Source organism: Streptomyces sp. SLBN-31, from assembly GCF_006715395.1.
Taxonomy (GTDB): domain Bacteria; phylum Actinomycetota; class Actinomycetes; order Streptomycetales; family Streptomycetaceae; genus Streptomyces.
Window position 1 is genome coordinate 1,116,386 of record NZ_VFNC01000001.1, and the last position, 15,700, is coordinate 1,132,085.

Annotated in this window: 15 protein-coding genes; 14 read left to right on the forward strand and 1 reads right to left on the reverse strand. The window is 70.4% G+C overall.

Annotation, left to right across the window (positions count from 1 at the left end):
* Nucleotides 1-189 precede the first annotated feature (189 nt).
* The 5 genes from FBY22_RS05310 (at nucleotide 190) to ffh (ending at nucleotide 7,791) form a co-directional block, all read left to right on the forward strand.
* Nucleotides 190-1,674 (forward strand): hypothetical protein, encoded by a 1,485-nt coding sequence (locus FBY22_RS05310; RefSeq protein ID WP_142142723.1) that lies wholly within the window; start codon nucleotides 190-192, stop codon nucleotides 1,672-1,674.
* 322 nt (nucleotides 1,675-1,996) lie between these two features.
* The gene (locus FBY22_RS05315) at nucleotides 1,997-3,337 is read left to right on the forward strand and encodes an ammonium transporter (RefSeq protein WP_142142724.1); all 1,341 of its coding nucleotides are present in this window, start codon (nucleotides 1,997-1,999) and stop codon (nucleotides 3,335-3,337) included.
* The gene (locus FBY22_RS05320) at nucleotides 3,334-3,672 is read left to right on the forward strand and encodes a P-II family nitrogen regulator (protein ID WP_054235369.1); all 339 of its coding nucleotides are present in this window, start codon (nucleotides 3,334-3,336) and stop codon (nucleotides 3,670-3,672) included. The genes FBY22_RS05315 and FBY22_RS05320 overlap by 4 nt, the downstream gene beginning before the upstream one ends.
* Before the next feature lie 24 nt (nucleotides 3,673-3,696).
* Nucleotides 3,697-6,144 carry a [protein-PII] uridylyltransferase gene (locus tag FBY22_RS05325; protein ID WP_142142725.1) on the forward strand — a complete coding sequence of 816 codons (2,448 nt, stop codon included), beginning with the start codon at nucleotides 3,697-3,699 and terminating at the stop codon, nucleotides 6,142-6,144.
* Nucleotides 6,145-6,237: 93 nt separating this feature from the next.
* Entirely contained in the window at nucleotides 6,238-7,791 is a 1,554-nt protein-coding gene (gene ffh / locus FBY22_RS05330; RefSeq protein WP_142142726.1) for a signal recognition particle protein, read from the forward strand.
* Nucleotides 7,792-7,876: 85 nt separating this feature from the next.
* Here ffh and FBY22_RS05335 read toward each other — a convergent pair whose 3' ends face one another.
* Complete coding sequence (locus FBY22_RS05335; RefSeq protein WP_142142727.1) at nucleotides 7,877-8,740, reverse strand: class I SAM-dependent methyltransferase; 864 nt, start codon at nucleotides 8,738-8,740, stop codon at nucleotides 7,877-7,879.
* A 533-nt stretch (nucleotides 8,741-9,273) separates the two neighbouring features.
* Here FBY22_RS05335 and FBY22_RS05340 point away from each other — a divergent pair.
* From FBY22_RS05340 to lepB (FBY22_RS05380), 9 genes are all read left to right on the forward strand, one after another.
* Entirely contained in the window at nucleotides 9,274-9,870 is a 597-nt protein-coding gene (locus tag FBY22_RS05340) for a hypothetical protein (RefSeq protein ID WP_058922931.1), read from the forward strand.
* Nucleotides 9,871-10,245: 375 nt separating this feature from the next.
* The gene (gene rpsP / locus FBY22_RS05345) at nucleotides 10,246-10,665 is read left to right on the forward strand and encodes a 30S ribosomal protein S16 (protein WP_142142728.1); all 420 of its coding nucleotides are present in this window, start codon (nucleotides 10,246-10,248) and stop codon (nucleotides 10,663-10,665) included.
* Between the two features lie 2 nt (nucleotides 10,666-10,667).
* Nucleotides 10,668-10,907, forward strand: coding sequence for an RNA-binding protein (locus tag FBY22_RS05350; RefSeq protein ID WP_003973401.1), 240 nt, complete (start codon nucleotides 10,668-10,670; stop codon nucleotides 10,905-10,907).
* An 83-nt stretch (nucleotides 10,908-10,990) separates the two neighbouring features.
* The gene (gene rimM / locus FBY22_RS05355) at nucleotides 10,991-11,533 is read left to right on the forward strand and encodes a ribosome maturation factor RimM (RefSeq protein ID WP_142142730.1); all 543 of its coding nucleotides are present in this window, start codon (nucleotides 10,991-10,993) and stop codon (nucleotides 11,531-11,533) included.
* A gap of 3 nt (nucleotides 11,534-11,536) precedes the next feature.
* A complete protein-coding gene (trmD, locus tag FBY22_RS05360) occupies nucleotides 11,537-12,370 on the forward strand; it encodes a tRNA (guanosine(37)-N1)-methyltransferase TrmD (protein WP_142142732.1) in 834 nt (277 codons plus the stop codon).
* Between the two features lie 134 nt (nucleotides 12,371-12,504).
* On the forward strand, nucleotides 12,505-12,855 hold the full coding sequence (rplS, locus tag FBY22_RS05365) for a 50S ribosomal protein L19 (protein ID WP_058922928.1): 351 nt from the start codon (nucleotides 12,505-12,507) through the stop codon (nucleotides 12,853-12,855).
* A 45-nt stretch (nucleotides 12,856-12,900) separates the two neighbouring features.
* Nucleotides 12,901-13,611 (forward strand): signal peptidase I, encoded by a 711-nt coding sequence (lepB, locus tag FBY22_RS05370; RefSeq protein ID WP_142142733.1) that lies wholly within the window; start codon nucleotides 12,901-12,903, stop codon nucleotides 13,609-13,611.
* On the forward strand, nucleotides 13,604-14,734 hold the full coding sequence (lepB, locus tag FBY22_RS05375; protein WP_142142736.1) for a signal peptidase I: 1,131 nt from the start codon (nucleotides 13,604-13,606) through the stop codon (nucleotides 14,732-14,734). The genes lepB (FBY22_RS05370) and lepB (FBY22_RS05375) overlap by 8 nt, the downstream gene beginning before the upstream one ends.
* On the forward strand, nucleotides 14,625-15,605 hold the full coding sequence (gene lepB / locus FBY22_RS05380; protein WP_142142738.1) for a signal peptidase I: 981 nt from the start codon (nucleotides 14,625-14,627) through the stop codon (nucleotides 15,603-15,605). Before lepB (FBY22_RS05375) ends, lepB (FBY22_RS05380) begins: the two co-directional genes overlap by 110 nt.
* The last annotated feature ends 95 nt before the right edge of the window (nucleotides 15,606-15,700 follow it).

Below are 15,700 nucleotides of genomic sequence, written 5' to 3' on the forward strand. Positions count from 1 at the left end.
GAACGCGTGATCGTGGGATTACTTTGAGTGTGCGAGGCCTGGGGGCACATGCACTCGTGGGTATGCCGGAGGCAAGTCGGCTTTCCGTTCGAAGGGTGACAACCGGCGGACGCGAGGCCCTATTTACCGGCATTCTGATAGGGCTTGGCGCACTCAGCGACAAGTGGTCTCAGGGATGGGGGCGTTCCAGTGAGCGGCAACGGCGGAAGCGGGACAACCGCGACCAGCACGGACAAGCGCCCGAACGAGCTGCTCACATCCTGGTTCGTGCGCAGCGGCTGGTCGAAGGGTGAACTCGCCCGCCAAGTCAACCGCAGGGCACGCCAGTTGGGTGCCAACCACATCTCCACCGACACCTCCCGGGTCCGCCGCTGGCTGGACGGCGAGAACCCGCGCGAGCCCATCCCCAGGATCCTGTCCGACCTGTTCTCCGAGCGCTTCGGCTGCGTGGTCTCTGTCGAGGACCTCGGCCTGCGCGCCGCACGCCAGTCGCCCTCCGCGACCGGCGTCGACCTGCCCTGGACGGGTCCCCAGACGGTGGCGTTGCTCAGCGAGTTCTCGCGCAGCGACCTGATGCTGGCGCGGCGCGGCTTCCTCGGGACCTCGCTGGTGCTGTCCGCGGGCCCGTCCCTCATCGAGCCGATGCAGCGCTGGCTGGTGCCCGGCCCCCAGGCCCCGCAGCCGGAGGCCGAGCAGTCCGCCGCGAGCCGCCGCCCCGGCCGGCTGTCCAAGCCCGAGCTGGACCTCCTGGAGTCCACCACGGTGATGTTCCGCCAGTGGGACGCCCAGTGCGGCGGCGGCCTGCGCCGCAAGGCGGTCGTCGGTCAGCTGCACGAGGTCACCGACCTCCTCCAGGAACCCCAGCCCGAGACCACCACCCGCCGGCTGTTCAAGGTCGCCGCCGAACTGGCGGAGCTCGCGGGCTGGATGTCGTACGACGTCGGCCTGCAGCCCACCGCGCAGAAGTATTTCGTCCTCGCCCTGCACGCCGCCAAGGAGGCCGGCGACCGGCCGCTCGGCTCGTACATCCTCTCCAGCATGAGCCGCCAGATGATCCACCTCGGCCGGCCCGACGACGCCCTGGAGCTGATCCACCTCGCGCAGTACGGCAGCCGCGACTGCGCGAGTCCGCGCACCCAGTCGATGCTGTATGCGATGGAGGCCCGCGCCTACGCCAACATGGGGCAGCCCGGCAAGTGCAAACGGGCGGTGCGGATGGCCGAGGACACCTACGGCGAGGTCGACGAGTGGGACGAGCCGGACCCCGACTGGATCCGCTTCTTCTCCGAGGCCGAGCTGTACGGCGAGAACAGCCACTCCTACCGCGACCTCGCCTACGTCGCCGGCCGCAGCCCCACCTACGCGTCCCTGTCCGAGCCCCTCATGCAGCGGGCCGTCGAGCTGTTCGCCCAGGACTCCGAGCACCAGCGGTCGTACGCGCTCAACCTGATCGGCATGGCCACCGTGCACCTGCTGCGACGCGAGCCCGAGCAGAGCGCGGTGCTGGCCGGGCAGGCCATGCACATCGCCAAGAAGGTCCGCTCGGAGCGAGTCAACACTCGTATCCGAAAGACCGTCGACACGGCTGTACGCGACTTCGGCGACCTCGCCGAGGTCGTCGATCTCACGGAGAAGCTCGCGATCGAGCTCCCCGAGACCGCCGAAGCGGTCTGATCTCCCTGAACCCCGGCCGCGGCCGGCCCTCCCGAACTGCCCGACTCGGCTCCCCCGTGCCAGGTCATCGGAAGGCCTGCCGCGGCCGGTTTTCGCCTTCCTCGAAGGTTGCGCCACGATAACGATCGCCCGGCCGGGCATCCGGCAATTCATCGATCCGTAACACGCAGGGCGTCTTCGTCACTCCGGTGAAACAACCAGGGGCTTCCACCGAAACCGCGCTGCGCCAATCTCATGGCGCATAACCGGCCCACCCCTCACGACCGGACCGCTCACACGCTCCGACCCGCACGGGGCCGTACCAACCGACGAGGAGACGCCGATGGCATCAGCCGCCATCACGCTTGCCGCGGAGGCACCCAAGCTGTCATCCGCGAACACGGGCTTCATGCTCATCGCATCCGCGCTCGTGCTGATCATGACCCCCGGTCTTGCCTTCTTCTACGGAGGCATGGTCCGCGTCAAGAGCACCCTGAACATGCTGATGATGAGCTTCATCAGCATGGGTGTCGTGACCATCCTGTGGGTGCTCTACGGCTTCTCCATGAGCTTCGGCACCGACAAGGGCTCACTGATCGGCTGGACCGGCGACTACGTCGGCTGGTCCGGCATCGACAAGATGGACCTCTGGCCGGGCTACACCATCCCGGTGTTCGTCTTCGCCGTCTTCCAGATGATGTTCGCGATCATCACGCCCGCCCTGATAAGCGGCGCGCTCGCGGACCGGGTGAAGTTCAGCGCCTGGACCCTCTTCCTCGTCCTGTGGGCCACGATCGTCTACTTCCCGGTCGCGCACTGGGTCTGGGGCACCGGCGGCTGGGCCTTCGAGCTCGGTGTGATCGACTTCGCCGGTGGTACCGCGGTCCACATCAACGCCGGCGCAGCGGCGCTCGGCGTCATCCTGGTCATCGGCAAGCGCGTCGGCTTCAAGAAGGACCCGATGCGCCCGCACAGCCTCCCGCTGGTCATGCTCGGCGCCGGTCTGCTGTGGTTCGGCTGGTTCGGCTTCAACGCCGGCTCCTGGCTCGGCAACGACGACGGCGTCGGCCCGCTGATGTTCGTCAACACCCAGATCGCCACCGGCGCCGCCATGCTCGCCTGGCTCGCCTACGAGAAGATCCGCCACGGCGCGTTCACCACGCTGGGCGCCGCCTCCGGTGCCGTCGCGGGCCTCGTCGCCATCACCCCGTCGGGTGGTGCCGTCTCCCCGCTCGGCGCGATCGCCGTCGGCGCCATCGCCGGTGTCCTGTGCGCCGCGGCCGTGGGCCTGAAGTTCAAGTTCGGCTACGACGACTCGCTCGACGTCGTCGGTGTCCACATGGTCGGCGGTATCGCGGGCTCCCTGCTGATCGGTCTGTTCGCCAGCGGCAAGGGCCAGTCCGACGTCAAGGGCCTGTTCTACGGCGGCGGCATGCACCAGTTCTGGATCCAGTGCGCCGGTGTCTTCGGTGTCCTCGCCTACTCGCTGATCGCCTCCGCGATCCTCGCCTTCATCCTCGACAAGACCATCGGCATGCGGGTCAGCGAGGACGAGGAGGTCTCCGGCATCGACCAGGCCGAGCACGCCGAGACCGCATACGACTTCAGCGGCGCCGGTGGCGGCGCGGTCAAGAGCACGGTTCCGGCCGGTGTCGGTGCCGCGAGCAAGAAGGTGGACGCATGAAGCTCATCACCGCCGTCGTCAAGCCCCACCGGCTCGACGAGATCAAGGAGGCCCTCCAGGCCTTCGGAGTCCACGGCCTGACGGTCACCGAGGCGAGCGGCTACGGTCGTCAGCGCGGCCACACCGAGGTCTACCGCGGTGCCGAGTACACCGTCGACCTGGTACCCAAGATCCGCATCGAGGTACTGGCCGAGGACGACGACGCCGAACAGCTGATCGACGTCGTCGTGAAGGCGGCCCGAACGGGCAAGATCGGTGACGGCAAGGTCTGGTCGATCCCGGTCGAGACGGCCGTCCGGGTCCGGACCGGCGAGCGCGGCCCCGACGCGCTCTGACAGAAGAAGAACAGGAGCTGCCGGGTGTCGAGTACGGACGTGCACAACGAAGCAGAGGACTCGGGACCCAGCGGCTACGCGGCGGCCCGGCTGCGTCTCCTCACGGAGGAGGCGCGGTCCGGGCCGCCGCGCCGTACGGGCCTGTCGGAGCTGACGGACGAATGGCTGACCGGCCTGTTCGCCGCCGGCGCCGAGGGACTGCGCGGCGCCTCGCTGGTCGCCGTCGGCGGCTACGGCCGCGGCGAACTGTCCCCGCGCAGCGACCTCGACCTGCTCCTCCTCCACGACGGCGGCGACCCCAAGGCGGTCGCCGCCCTGGCCGACCGCATCTGGTACCCCGTCTGGGACCTCGGCCTCTCCCTGGACCATTCCGTGCGCACCCCGGCGGAGGCGCGCAAGACGGCCGGAGAGGATCTGAAAGTCCAACTCGGCCTCCTGGACGCCCGCCACATCGCCGGCGACCTGGGCCTGACGGCCGGCCTGCGCACGGCCGTCCTCGCCGACTGGCGCAACCAGGCGCCCAAACGCCTGCCCGAACTCCAGGAGCTCTGTTCCGAGCGCGCCGAACGCCAGGGCGAGCTGCAGTACCTCCTCGAACCCGACCTGAAGGAGGCCCGCGGGGGCCTGCGCGACGCCACCGCCCTGCGCGCCGTCGCCGCATCCTGGCTCGCCGACGCCCCCCGCGAGGGCCTCGACGACGCCCGGCGCCGGCTCCTCGACGTCCGCGACGCGCTCCACCTCGCCACCGGACGCGCCACCGACCGGCTCGCCCTCCAGGAACAGGACCAGGTCGCCGCCGAGCTGGGCCTGCTGGACGCCGACACCCTCCTGCGCCAGGTCTACGAGGCCGCACGCGTCATCAGCTACGCCAGTGACGTCACCTGGCGCGAGGTGGGGCGTGTGCTGCGATCGCGCGCCGTGCGGCCGCGGCTGCGCGCCATGCTGGGCGGCGGAAAGCCGGTCGCCGAGCGCTCGCCCCTGGCGGAGGGCGTTGTGGAGCAGGACGGCGAGGTGGTGCTCGCTCGCGCTGCACGCCCCGAGCGCGATCCGGTCCTGCCGCTGCGCGCCGCCGCGGCCGCCGCGCAGGCCGGACTCCCGCTCTCCCTGCACGCCGTACGGCGCATGGCGTCCGTCGCGCGCCCCCTGCCCGCGCCCTGGCCCGCCGAGGCGCGCGAACAGCTGGTCACCCTGCTCGGCTCGGGCCGCCCGACCGTCGAGGTGTGGGAGGCGCTGGAGGCGGAGGGCCTGATCACCCGGCTGCTGCCCGACTGGGAGCGGGTGCGCTGCCGCCCGCAGCGCAACGCCGTGCACATCTGGACCGTCGACCGGCACCTGATCGAAACGGCCGTGCGCGCCTCCGAGTTCACCCGCCGCGTCCACCGCCCCGACCTCCTCCTGGTCGCCGCGCTCCTGCACGACATCGGCAAGGGCTGGCCCGGCGACCACTCCGTGGCCGGCGAGATCATCGCCCGCGACGTCGCCGCCCGCATCGGCTTCGACCGCGACGACGTCGCCGTACTCGCGGCCCTGGTACGCCACCACCTGCTGCTCGTCGACACGGCCACCCGGCGGGACCTGGAGGACCCGGCCACCGTGCGATCGGTCGCCGACGCGGTCGGCTCGCAGGGCACGCTGGAGCTGCTGCACGCGCTCACGGAGGCGGACGCGCTGGCCACCGGGCCGGCGGCCTGGTCGTCCTGGCGCGGTTCGCTCGTCGCCGACCTCGTCAAGCGCGTCTCCGCGGTGCTCGCCGGGGACGCGCCGGAGGAGCCCGAGGCCGCCGCGCCCACGGCCGAGCAGGAACGGCTCGCCATCGAGGCCGTCGCCACCGGCAGCCCCGTGCTGTCCCTGCGCGCGCAGACCGAGCCGCCGGCCGACGACCAGCCGTCCGGCGACCCCGAACCGCTGGGCGTGGAGCTGCTGATCGCCGTACCGGACCAGCCGGGTGTGCTGCCGGCGGTCGCCGGGGTCCTCGCCATGCACCGGCTGACCGTCCGCACGGCCGAGCTGCGCGCCCTGGACCTGCCCGACGGCGTCGAGGGCTCGGTCCTGCTGCTGGACTGGCGGGTCGCCGCCGAATACGGCTCGCTGCCCCAGGCCGCCCGTCTGCGGGCGGATCTCGTACGGGCCCTGGACGGCTCCCTGGACATCGCCGGACGCCTGGCCGAGCGGGACGCCGCGTACCCGCGCCGCCGGGGCGTGGTCGCGCCGCCGGCGCGGGTCACGGTCGCCTCGGCGGCCTCCCGGCACGCCACGGTCATCGAGGTACGGGCACAGGACGCACCCGGCCTGCTGCACCGCATCGGGCGGGCGCTGGACGACGCGAAGGTGCGGGTGCGCAGCATGCACGTCTCCACACTCGGCGCGAACGCCGTGGACGCCTTCTACGTCACCGGCCCCGAAGGAGCGCCGCTGCCCGGCGAGGAGGCGGCCACTGTGGCCCGGAAGCTGGAGGAGACCCTGCGGGGGTGACCTGGAAGATGCCGGGTGGGGACGATTGTCTTGCGCGTCCGGATACCCTGGAAGACGCTCACACTGCCCCCGACTCCGAGGACCGACGCCGCCGTGTTCGACACTCTCTCCGATCGCCTCTCAGCGACCTTCAAGAATCTGCGCGGCAAGGGGCGTCTGAGCGAGGCGGACATCGACGCCACCGCGCGCGAGATCCGCATCGCGCTGCTCGAGGCGGACGTGGCCCTGCCCGTCGTGCGCACCTTCATCAAGAACGTCAAGGAGCGCGCTCTCGGCGCCGAGGTCTCCCGCGCGCTGAACCCGGCGCAGCAGGTCCTGAAGATCGTCAACGACGAACTCGTCACGATCCTCGGCGGCGAGACCCGGCGACTGCGCTTCGCCAAGCAGCCGCCGACCGTGATCATGCTGGCGGGTCTGCAGGGTGCCGGTAAGACCACCCTCGCGGGCAAGCTGGGCCACTGGCTGAAGGAGCAGGGCCACTCGCCGCTGCTGGTCGCCGCCGACCTCCAGCGCCCGAACGCCGTGAATCAGCTGAGCGTCGTCGCCGAGCGCGCGGGCGTCGCCGTGTACGCGCCCGAGCCGGGCAACGGCGTCGGCGACCCGGTGAAGGTCGCCAAGGACTCCATCGACTTCGCGAAGTCCAAGGTCCACGACATCGTGATCGTGGACACCGCCGGCCGCCTCGGCATCGACCAGGAGATGATGCAGCAGGCCGCGGACATCCGCGACGCCGTCTCCCCGGACGAGATCCTCTTCGTCGTCGACGCGATGATCGGCCAGGACGCGGTCAACACCGCCGAGGCCTTCCGCGACGGCGTCGGCTTCGACGGCGTGGTGCTGTCCAAGCTCGACGGCGACGCCCGAGGCGGTGCCGCCCTCTCGATCCGCCAGGTCACCGGCAAGCCGATCATGTTCGCGTCGAACGGCGAGAAGCTCGAGGACTTCGACGCCTTCCACCCGGACCGGATGGCCTCCCGCATCCTTGACATGGGTGACCTGCTCACCCTGATCGAGCAGGCGGAGAAGACGTTCAGCCAGGAAGAGGCCCAGAAGATGGCCTCCAAGCTGGCGTCGAAGAAGGGCCAGGACTTCACCCTGGACGACTTCCTGGCCCAGATGGAGCAGGTCAGGAAGATGGGCTCCATCTCGAAGCTGCTCGGGATGCTGCCCGGCATGGGCCAGATCAAGGACCAGATCAACAACCTCGACGAGCGGGACGTCGACCGGACGGCCGCCATCATCAAGTCGATGACGCCGGGCGAGCGCCAGGACCCGACGATCATCAACGGCTCCCGCCGCGCGCGTATCGCCAAGGGCTCCGGCGTCGAGGTCAGCGCGGTGAAGAACCTCGTCGAGCGGTTCTTCGAGGCCCGCAAGATGATGTCCCGCATGGCCCAGGGCGGCGGCATGCCCGGGATGCCGGGCATCCCGGGCATGGGCGGCGGCCCCGGCCGCGCGAAGAAGCAGCCGAAGAAGGCCAAGGGCAAGCAGCGCTCCGGCAACCCGATGAAGCGCAAGCAGCAGGAGCAGGAGGAGGCCGCCCGGCGGGCCGCCGCGGCTCAGGGCGGCAACGCCTTCGGCGTGCCCGGCCAGCAGGCCCCGCAGGACTTCGAGCTGCCGGACGAGTTCAAGAAGTTCATGGGCTGACCGTGCGTCGTACCGGGGTCGGCCGGCGTCGCGACATTCCGTCGCGACGCCGGCCGACCCCGCTGCTTTCGGCCAATCGCGTCGCCTAGGGGACGCGCGCGATCAGGTACCGGAAGACGTTGTGCATCCACACCGTGCCGTCGCCGCGCACATACGGGTGCAGCGCTTCCGTCAACTCCTTGTTGACCTGCGTGCGGTCGGTGGCCGTGATCGCCGCGTCGAACAGACCCGTCGACAGCAGCCCCCTGAGCGCGCTGTCCGTGTCGGCGTACCCGAAGGGACAGGCGACCCGCCCCGAGCCGTCCGGCCGCAGACCGGACCGCTGGGCGACCTCCTCCAGGCCGTCGCGCAGGGCCGGACGCGTGCCGCCCGCGCCGCGCAGCGGATCCGCCAGCTTGCCGGCCACCCGCAGCACGGACGCCGTGGCACAGCGCTCCGGCGGGCCCCAGCCGGTGAGCACCACGGGCGCCCCGCGCTCGGCGAGCGGTATCGCCGCCCGCAGCAGCCCCCCGACGCCCTCCGAGTCGCCCGCCCACCCGATGGGCTCGAAGGCGGTCACCAGGGTGTACGGGGGCGTCTCCGCGCCGCCCGCGGCACCCAGGTCACCGGGCGGACCGTCGACGATCCGGACGTCCGCACGCGCGCGTGCGCCCCAGGTGTCCGGCAGCAGCCGCTCCCGCGCCAGGGCGAGCCGTTCGGGGGAGGAGTGCTCGACACCGGTGACGGCCGCGCCTCTGGAAGCGGCCATCAAAAGGGAGAGCCCGCTGCCACAGCCGAGGGCCAGAAGGCGCGTGCCGGTCCCGACCTCGAGTCGCTCGTAGACGGCCTCGTAGAGCGGCACCAGCATCCGCTCCTGGATCTCGGACCAGTCACGCGCGCGTGCACACAGGTCCACACGGGGTTTCGCGCCCGCGTGAGTCCGGTGCTGCCGCACGAGCGTAGGTGTCATGTAAAGCGCCCCAATCCGCCGACAGTTGCAGCTGTGCCCGATTCCTTGGCCCCCGTGACGTGCGCTCGCACTCCCCCCGTATGCCAGGTAACTCCGCACTCGACCGCTCGTCCAGTGCTCGTGGGCCCCTGCTTGAGGGTTCGGCGTCCGAGTGGCGAGATTTCACATCCCGGCAACCTGGGCCCGTAGGGTGTCTGCTCTGCGCCGACCGGCCGGTGACGGGGGGTGCTCACGCGCCCGGTAACGTCGCGGCCCTCGCGGGCGCTTACTGAGGCAGGGCCGTTCCGGCGCGAGAGCGACCGAAACGCCTCTTGCGCATCTGCCGAGTACTGCCGCACCCGCGCGTGGACACGATCTACGTGCCGGGGCGTACGTCAGGCTACGTACCGGCTTGTTACGAGCTGTGAGGCTTCTCCGCAGATCAGCGCACCCGCCCTCGTCTCCACGCATCAGCGGCAACTGACGGGTACGTGCAAATTATTTGGGATGCCCCGGAATAGGAACACAGCGGCACCCCCGCTCGTTGTCATTACGTGAGCACGACACAGACACCACCTGTTCTCGCCGCGGAGCTGGCACAGGCGTGGGCCGACATTCAGCGGTACCACCCCGAGCTGCCCGATCTCGCCGCGCCAGAGTCCCTGATCGGAGAGTCGTCGTCCGCGTGCGGGCACGAACTCTCCTTCGAGCGACTGCTCCATGAGGCAGTCCACGGCATCGCCGCCGCGCGCGGCGTGCGCGACACCTCCCGCGCCGGCCGGTACCACAACCGCCGATTCCTCGCCATCGCCGAGGAGCTGGGCCTGGACCACCCCGAGGAGCCGCATCCCAGCAGCGGCTTCTCGCTGGTCACGCTCAACCCCGAGGCCAAGCGCCGTTACCGCCCGACCATCGACCGCCTCCAGCGCGCGCTGAAGGCCCACACGGTGGCGACGGCGGCCGACACCCCGAAGAGCTTCCGCGGTCCCGCCGCCCGCCACGGCTCCTCCGGGGGCGGGGTGCGGGTGAAGGCCGTCTGCGACTGCGGCCGCAACGTCCGGGTCGTCCCCTCCGTCCTGGCCCAGGCCCCGATCGTCTGCGGCGGCTGCGGCAAGCCGTTCCGGATCCCGGAGGTCGTCGGGGCGGCCTGACCGCGCGCCCCGGAGCGCCGGCAACTCGTGGCTGCCGGGATCCGGGCATCGTGGGCAGGGGAGCCGACCGCCGCCCGCGGGATCCGTGCCGCCGTCCGCGGCACGGGTCGACCGCGGGCGGCACCCGGCAGCGCCGGGCCGCGCGGGCGCCGTGACGGCGCGTGCGACGCCGGGCGCCGCTTCGGCATGCCCCGTGCCGGGAACCGCCGGTCCGAAGCGACCCACAGGGTGTGGCACAATGGCTAGCTGTACTCGACAGCCGCAAAGGACCCCTCTCTCCTCCGGCTGACGCGTCCATCGGGCACTCGGGTACCGCAACCCCACGCGGCTCTCTCGCCGTGCCCAACCACGTCAAATCCAGGAGAACCCACTCCCGTGGCAGTCAAGATCAAGCTGAAGCGTCTGGGCAAGATCCGTTCGCCTCACTACCGCATCGTCATTGCCGACTCCCGCACCCGTCGTGACGGCCGTGCGATCGAGGAGATCGGCAAGTACCACCCGACCTACAACCCGTCGGTCATCGAGGTGGACGCCGAGCGCGTGGCGTACTGGCTGGGTGTCGGCGCGCAGCCGACCGAGCCGGTTCTCGCCATCCTGAAGAAGACCGGCGACTGGCAGAAGTTCAAGGGCGAGCCCGCCCCGGCTCCGCTGCTCGTGGCCGAGCCCAAGAAGGCGCGCCCGTCGTTCGAGGCCCTGGGTGGGGACGACGAGGGCAAGGGTGAGGCCATCACCCAGAAGAAGAAGGCGGAGAAGAAGGACGAGGCCGCTGCCGAGTCCGCGTCGGCCGAGGCCTGAGCATGCTCGAGGAGGCTCTCGAGCACCTCGTGAAGGGCATCGTCGACAACCCTGACGATGTGCAGGTCGCTTCGCGCAACCTGCGCCGCGGACGCGTCCTCGAGGTCCGGGTCCACCCCGACGACCTCGGCAAGGTGATCGGCCGCAACGGCCGCACCGCGCGCGCTCTGCGCACCGTCGTGGGCGCCATCGGCGGCCGTGGTGTCCGCGTCGACCTCGTCGACGTCGACCACGTCCGCTGACGTCAAACGCAGCACCGGCTCGGGCCGGGGAGGGCCGCTGGGCCGTCCCCGGCCCGTAGTCGTATGACAGGAGATCCTGAGAAGTGCAGCTCGTAGTCGCGCGGATCGGCCGCGCCCACGGCATCAAGGGCGAGGTCACCGTCGAGGTCCGTACCGACGAGCCCGAACTGCGGCTCGCCCCCGGCGCCGTCCTGGCCACCGACCCGGCCTCCACCGGTCCCCTCACCATCGAGACCGGCCGCGTCCACAGCGGCCGGCTCCTGCTGCGGTTCGAGGGAGTGAACGACCGCAACGGCGCCGAGGCCCTGCGCAACACCCTCCTCATCGCGGAGATCGACCCGGACGAACTGCCCGAGGAGGAGGACGAGTACTACGACCACCAGCTCATCGACCTCGACGTGGTCACGGCCGACGGGGTCGAGGTCGGCCGGATCACCGAGATCTCGCACCTGCCGTCCCAGGACCTCTTCATCGTGGAGCGCCCGGACGGCAGCGAGGTGATGATCCCCTTCGTGGAGGAGATCGTCACCGAGATCGACCTCGCCGAGCAGAAGGCCGTCATCACGCCGCCGCCCGGTCTGATCGACGACAAGGCCGAGGTCGTCTCCTCGCGGGAAGAGTCGTAAGCGATGCGCCTCGACGTCGTCACGATCTTCCCCGAGTACCTCGAACCCCTGAACGTCTCCCTCGTCGGCAAGGCACGCGCGCGTGGACAGCTCGACGTCCACGTGCACGACCTGCGTGAGTGGACCTACGACCGCCACAACACCGTCGACGACACCCCCTACGGCGGCGGTCCCGGCATGGTCATGAAGACCGACCCCTGGGGCGACGCCCTGGACTCCGTCCTCGCCGACGGCTACGAGACCGGCTCCCGTGCTCCCGCGCTGATCGTCCCCACCCCCAGCGGCCGCCCGTTCACGCAGGAACTCGCCGTCGAACTCTCCGAGCGGCCCTGGCTGGTCTTCACGCCGGCCCGCTACGAGGGCATCGACCGGCGGGTCATCGACGAGTACGCGACCCGGATGCCCGTGTACGAGGTGTCCATCGGCGACTACGTCCTCGCCGGCGGCGAGGCGGCCGTCCTGGTGATCACGGAGGCCGTGGCCCGGCTACTGCCCGGCGTCCTCGGCAACGCCGAGTCGCACCGCGACGACTCCTTCGCGCCCGGCGCCATGGCCAACCTCCTGGAGGGCCCCGTCTACACCAAGCCGCCCCAGTGGCGCGGTCACGGCATCCCGGACGTGCTGCTCAGCGGGCACCACGGGAAGATCGCCCGCTGGCGCCGCGACGAGGCCCTGCGGCGTACGACGGCCAACCGGCCCGACCTGATCGAGCGCTGCGACCCCAAGGCCTTCGACAAGAAGGACCGCGAGATGCTCTCCATCCTGGGCTGGACGCCCGACCCGGAGGGGGAGCCGTACGGGCGATTTTGGCGCAGGACCGAGGGCGTGGAAGAATAGGCCGCTGTTGTGCGTCGTCCGGCGCGCGCCCCTGCCACAGGGGGACACGACGCCCGCCCCGACACGGACAGCATCCTCCTGAAGCACCTAGCTCCCGTTGATGACCTGTGGCATCAGCGAAGAAAGCAGACGAAATGTCTCACCTGCTCGACACCGTCGACTCCGCGTCGCTGCGCAGCGACATCCCGGCCTTCCGCCCGGGTGACACCGTCAACGTCCACGTTCGCGTCATCGAGGGCAACCGCTCCCGTGTGCAGCAGTTCAAGGGCGTTGTGATCCGCCGCCAGGGCGCCGGTGTCCGCGAGACCTTCACGGTCCGCAAGGTCTCCTTCTCCGTCGGCGTCGAGCGCACCTTCCCGGTGCACACCCCGATCGTGGAGAAGATCGAACTCGTCACCCGCGGTGACGTGCGTCGCGCCAAGCTGTACTACCTGCGCGAGCTGCGCGGCAAGGCCGCGAAGATCAAGGAGAAGCGCGACAGCTGAGCTCGCGCGGGTGTTCACATCGGGGCCGGATAACATTCCGCCCCGATGGACACCGAAGCACAGCACACGGAGCGCGACCGCTCCTCCCGCCCTGAACAAGAGGCTGTGGAGGGACGGTCGCGTTTCGCGTTGGTGGCGCGGATCACCGAGTGGCTGCCCGGCGGGCGGATCTCCCTGACGCTGTTGGTCTGCCTGGTGTTCTTGCTGATCCTCAACGCCTTCGTGGTCCAGCCCTTCCAGATTCCCAGCGGATCCATGGAAGACGGATTGAGGATCGGGGACCGCGTTCTCGTAAATAAGTTGGCGTACCGTTTCGGTGCCGAGCCGCGGCGCGGCGATGTTGTGGTGTTCGACGGAAGTGGGTATTTCGGGAACGCCGACTACATCAAGCGCGTCGTGGGAGTGGGGGGAGACCGGGTGGTCTGCTGTGACAAGGAGGGGAGGATCGAGGTGAACGGCCGGTCGGTCGACGAGTCGGCGTTCCTGTACCCCGGGGACAGCCCCTCGACGGTTCCCTTCCGTGTCGTCGTACCCGACGGCACCCTCTTCGTCCTCGGCGACCACCGCAGCGACTCCAGCGACTCCCGCGATCACCTGGGCTCACCCGGTGGCGGCATGATCCCGGTCGTCGACGTCATCGGACGGGCCGACTGGATCGTCTGGCCCACCGCCCACTGGACCCGCCTGAACCGGCCCGGTGCCTACGCGCGCGTGCCCGCGTCCGCTTCCGCGACGGCCGGCGGTGGCCATGGGTAACCGCGGCAAGCCGCGCCGCCCCGAGCCGAGCGGCGGCGGCCACGGCACCTACGGCACCGAGAACCTGCTGCCCACCGGTTCCCGCCGCGCCTCCGGACCGGCCTCGGGCTCCGCGCCCAGTGGCGGCCGCACCCGCGCCGAGCGGCGCAAGCTGCAGCGCAAGGTCAAGCGGAAGCGCCGGCGCAGCGCGGTCAAGGAGATACCCCTCCTCGTCGGCGTGGCCGTCCTCATAGCCCTCGTCCTCAAGACCTTCCTGGTGCAGGCGTTCGTCATCCCGTCCGGGTCCATGGAGCAGACGATCCGGATCGGCGACCGCGTCCTGGTCGACAAGTTCACGCCATGGTTCGGCTCCAAGCCCGAGCGCGGCGACGTCGTCGTCTTCAAGGACCCCGGTGGCTGGCTCGCGGGCGAGCAGACCACCACGACGAAGGACGACCCCGTCGTCGTCAAGCAGATCAAGGAAGGGCTCACCTTCATCGGCCTGCTGCCGTCGGCCGACGACAAGGACCTCATCAAGCGGGTCATCGGTGTCGGCGGTGACCACGTCAAGTGCTGTGACGCGCAGGGGCGGGTGACCGTCAACGGGGTGCCCCTGACCGAGGGCGACTACCTGTATCCCGGCAACGCACCGTCCACTCAGCAGTTCGACATCACGGTCCCCCAGGGGCGGTTGTGGGTGATGGGCGACCACCGTGGCAACTCCGCGGACTCCCGCGCCCACATGAACACCGCGTACGGCGGCACCGTCTCCGTCGACTCCGTGGTGGGGCGGGCGAAGGTCATCGCCTGGCCCCTCGGGCACTGGACCTCGCTCGACGAACCTAAAACTTTCGCTTCCGTTTCCAACTCCGTGTCGGGGACGACCGCGACGCCCGAGCTGTCGCATAGGGTTGCCCCAGACGATCTGAAGACAGCGATCCAGCTCCCGAGCCCTGCGGAACTCCCGCTCGTTATGGGAGTGGTGGGCCTGCGCCGCGCATGGGGCAGGCGGCGGCACGGAGTAAGGAGTTGGCGTGGGGGATGTGGCGGTTGGCGCACGGTCCGGACACGACGGCGAGGAGCATCGCGGGCGCCCCGCGGAAGCCATCCCGGCCGCGGACAGCGCCGTGACCTCCGGGAGTGACTCCGGTACCGGCGAGGACGGCACCGTGCCCGGCGAGCAGACCAGGACGGACGGCGACGGGCCGGGCGACTCGACGCCCAGGGCGAAGAAGCAGCGCTCCTTCTGGAAGGAGCTGCCCATCCTGATCGGCATCGCGCTGGTCCTGGCGCTGCTGATCAAGACCTTCCTCGTGCAGGCGTTCTCGATCCCCTCGGACTCGATGCAGAACACCCTCCAGCAGGGCGACCGGGTCCTGGTCGACAAGCTCACCCCCTGGTTCGGCTCCGAGCCCGAGCGCGGCGAGGTCGTCGTCTTCCACGACCCCGACAACTGGCTGGCCGGTGAGCCCACGCCCAACCCGAACCCGGTGCAGAAGGTCCTCAGCTGGATCGGCCTGATGCCGTCCGCGGAGGAGAAGGACCTCATCAAGCGCGTCATCGGCGTCGGCGGCGACACGGTCTCCTGCAAGGGCACCGGCCCGCTGAAGGTCAACGGCAAGGCGCTGGACGACAAGTCGTTCGTCTACGCCGGCAACACCCCGTGCAGCGTCGACGACCAGGGCGGGCAGTTCTCCGTGAAGGTCCCCAAGGGCTACATCTGGGTCATGGGCGACCACCGCCAGAACTCGCGCGACTCCCGTTACAACCAGAACGACAAGCACCACGGCATGGTCCCGGTGAAGGACGTCGTGGGCCGCGCCATCGTCATCGCCTGGCCGCTCAACCGCTGGGACACCCTGCCGATCCCGGACACCTTCGACCAGACCGGCATCAACGACAAGTCCTCGGCCTCCGCCGCCCTCACGGTCGCGCCGAACGCCGTCGCCCTCGTCGGCGTCGTGCCGGTCGCGCTGTGGCGTCGTAGGAAGGCCTCGGCGGCCGAGACCCGCTGAGCGCGTCCACGGATTCGCCGCGCGGCGGCTTGGTGAAGCCCTGGTGCAGTTGTGACCGGGGTGCGGCCCGGAGGGGCTGACCGGGTCAGGTACCG

Coding starts and splice junctions, on each gene's coding strand:
- FBY22_RS05350 (WP_003973401.1), top strand. CDS start 10,668: ATGCTCGAGGAGGCTCTCGAGCACCTCGTGAAGGGCATCGTCGACAAC.
- trmD (WP_142142732.1), top strand. CDS start 11,537: ATGCGCCTCGACGTCGTCACGATCTTCCCCGAGTACCTCGAACCCCTG.
- FBY22_RS05320 (WP_054235369.1), top strand. CDS start 3,334: ATGAAGCTCATCACCGCCGTCGTCAAGCCCCACCGGCTCGACGAGATC.
- rplS (WP_058922928.1), top strand. CDS start 12,505: ATGTCTCACCTGCTCGACACCGTCGACTCCGCGTCGCTGCGCAGCGAC.
- lepB (WP_142142736.1), top strand. CDS start 13,604: ATGGGTAACCGCGGCAAGCCGCGCCGCCCCGAGCCGAGCGGCGGCGGC.
- FBY22_RS05315 (WP_142142724.1), top strand. CDS start 1,997: ATGGCATCAGCCGCCATCACGCTTGCCGCGGAGGCACCCAAGCTGTCA.
- FBY22_RS05335 (WP_142142727.1), bottom strand. CDS start 8,740: ATGACACCTACGCTCGTGCGGCAGCACCGGACTCACGCGGGCGCGAAA.
- lepB (WP_142142733.1), top strand. CDS start 12,901: ATGGACACCGAAGCACAGCACACGGAGCGCGACCGCTCCTCCCGCCCT.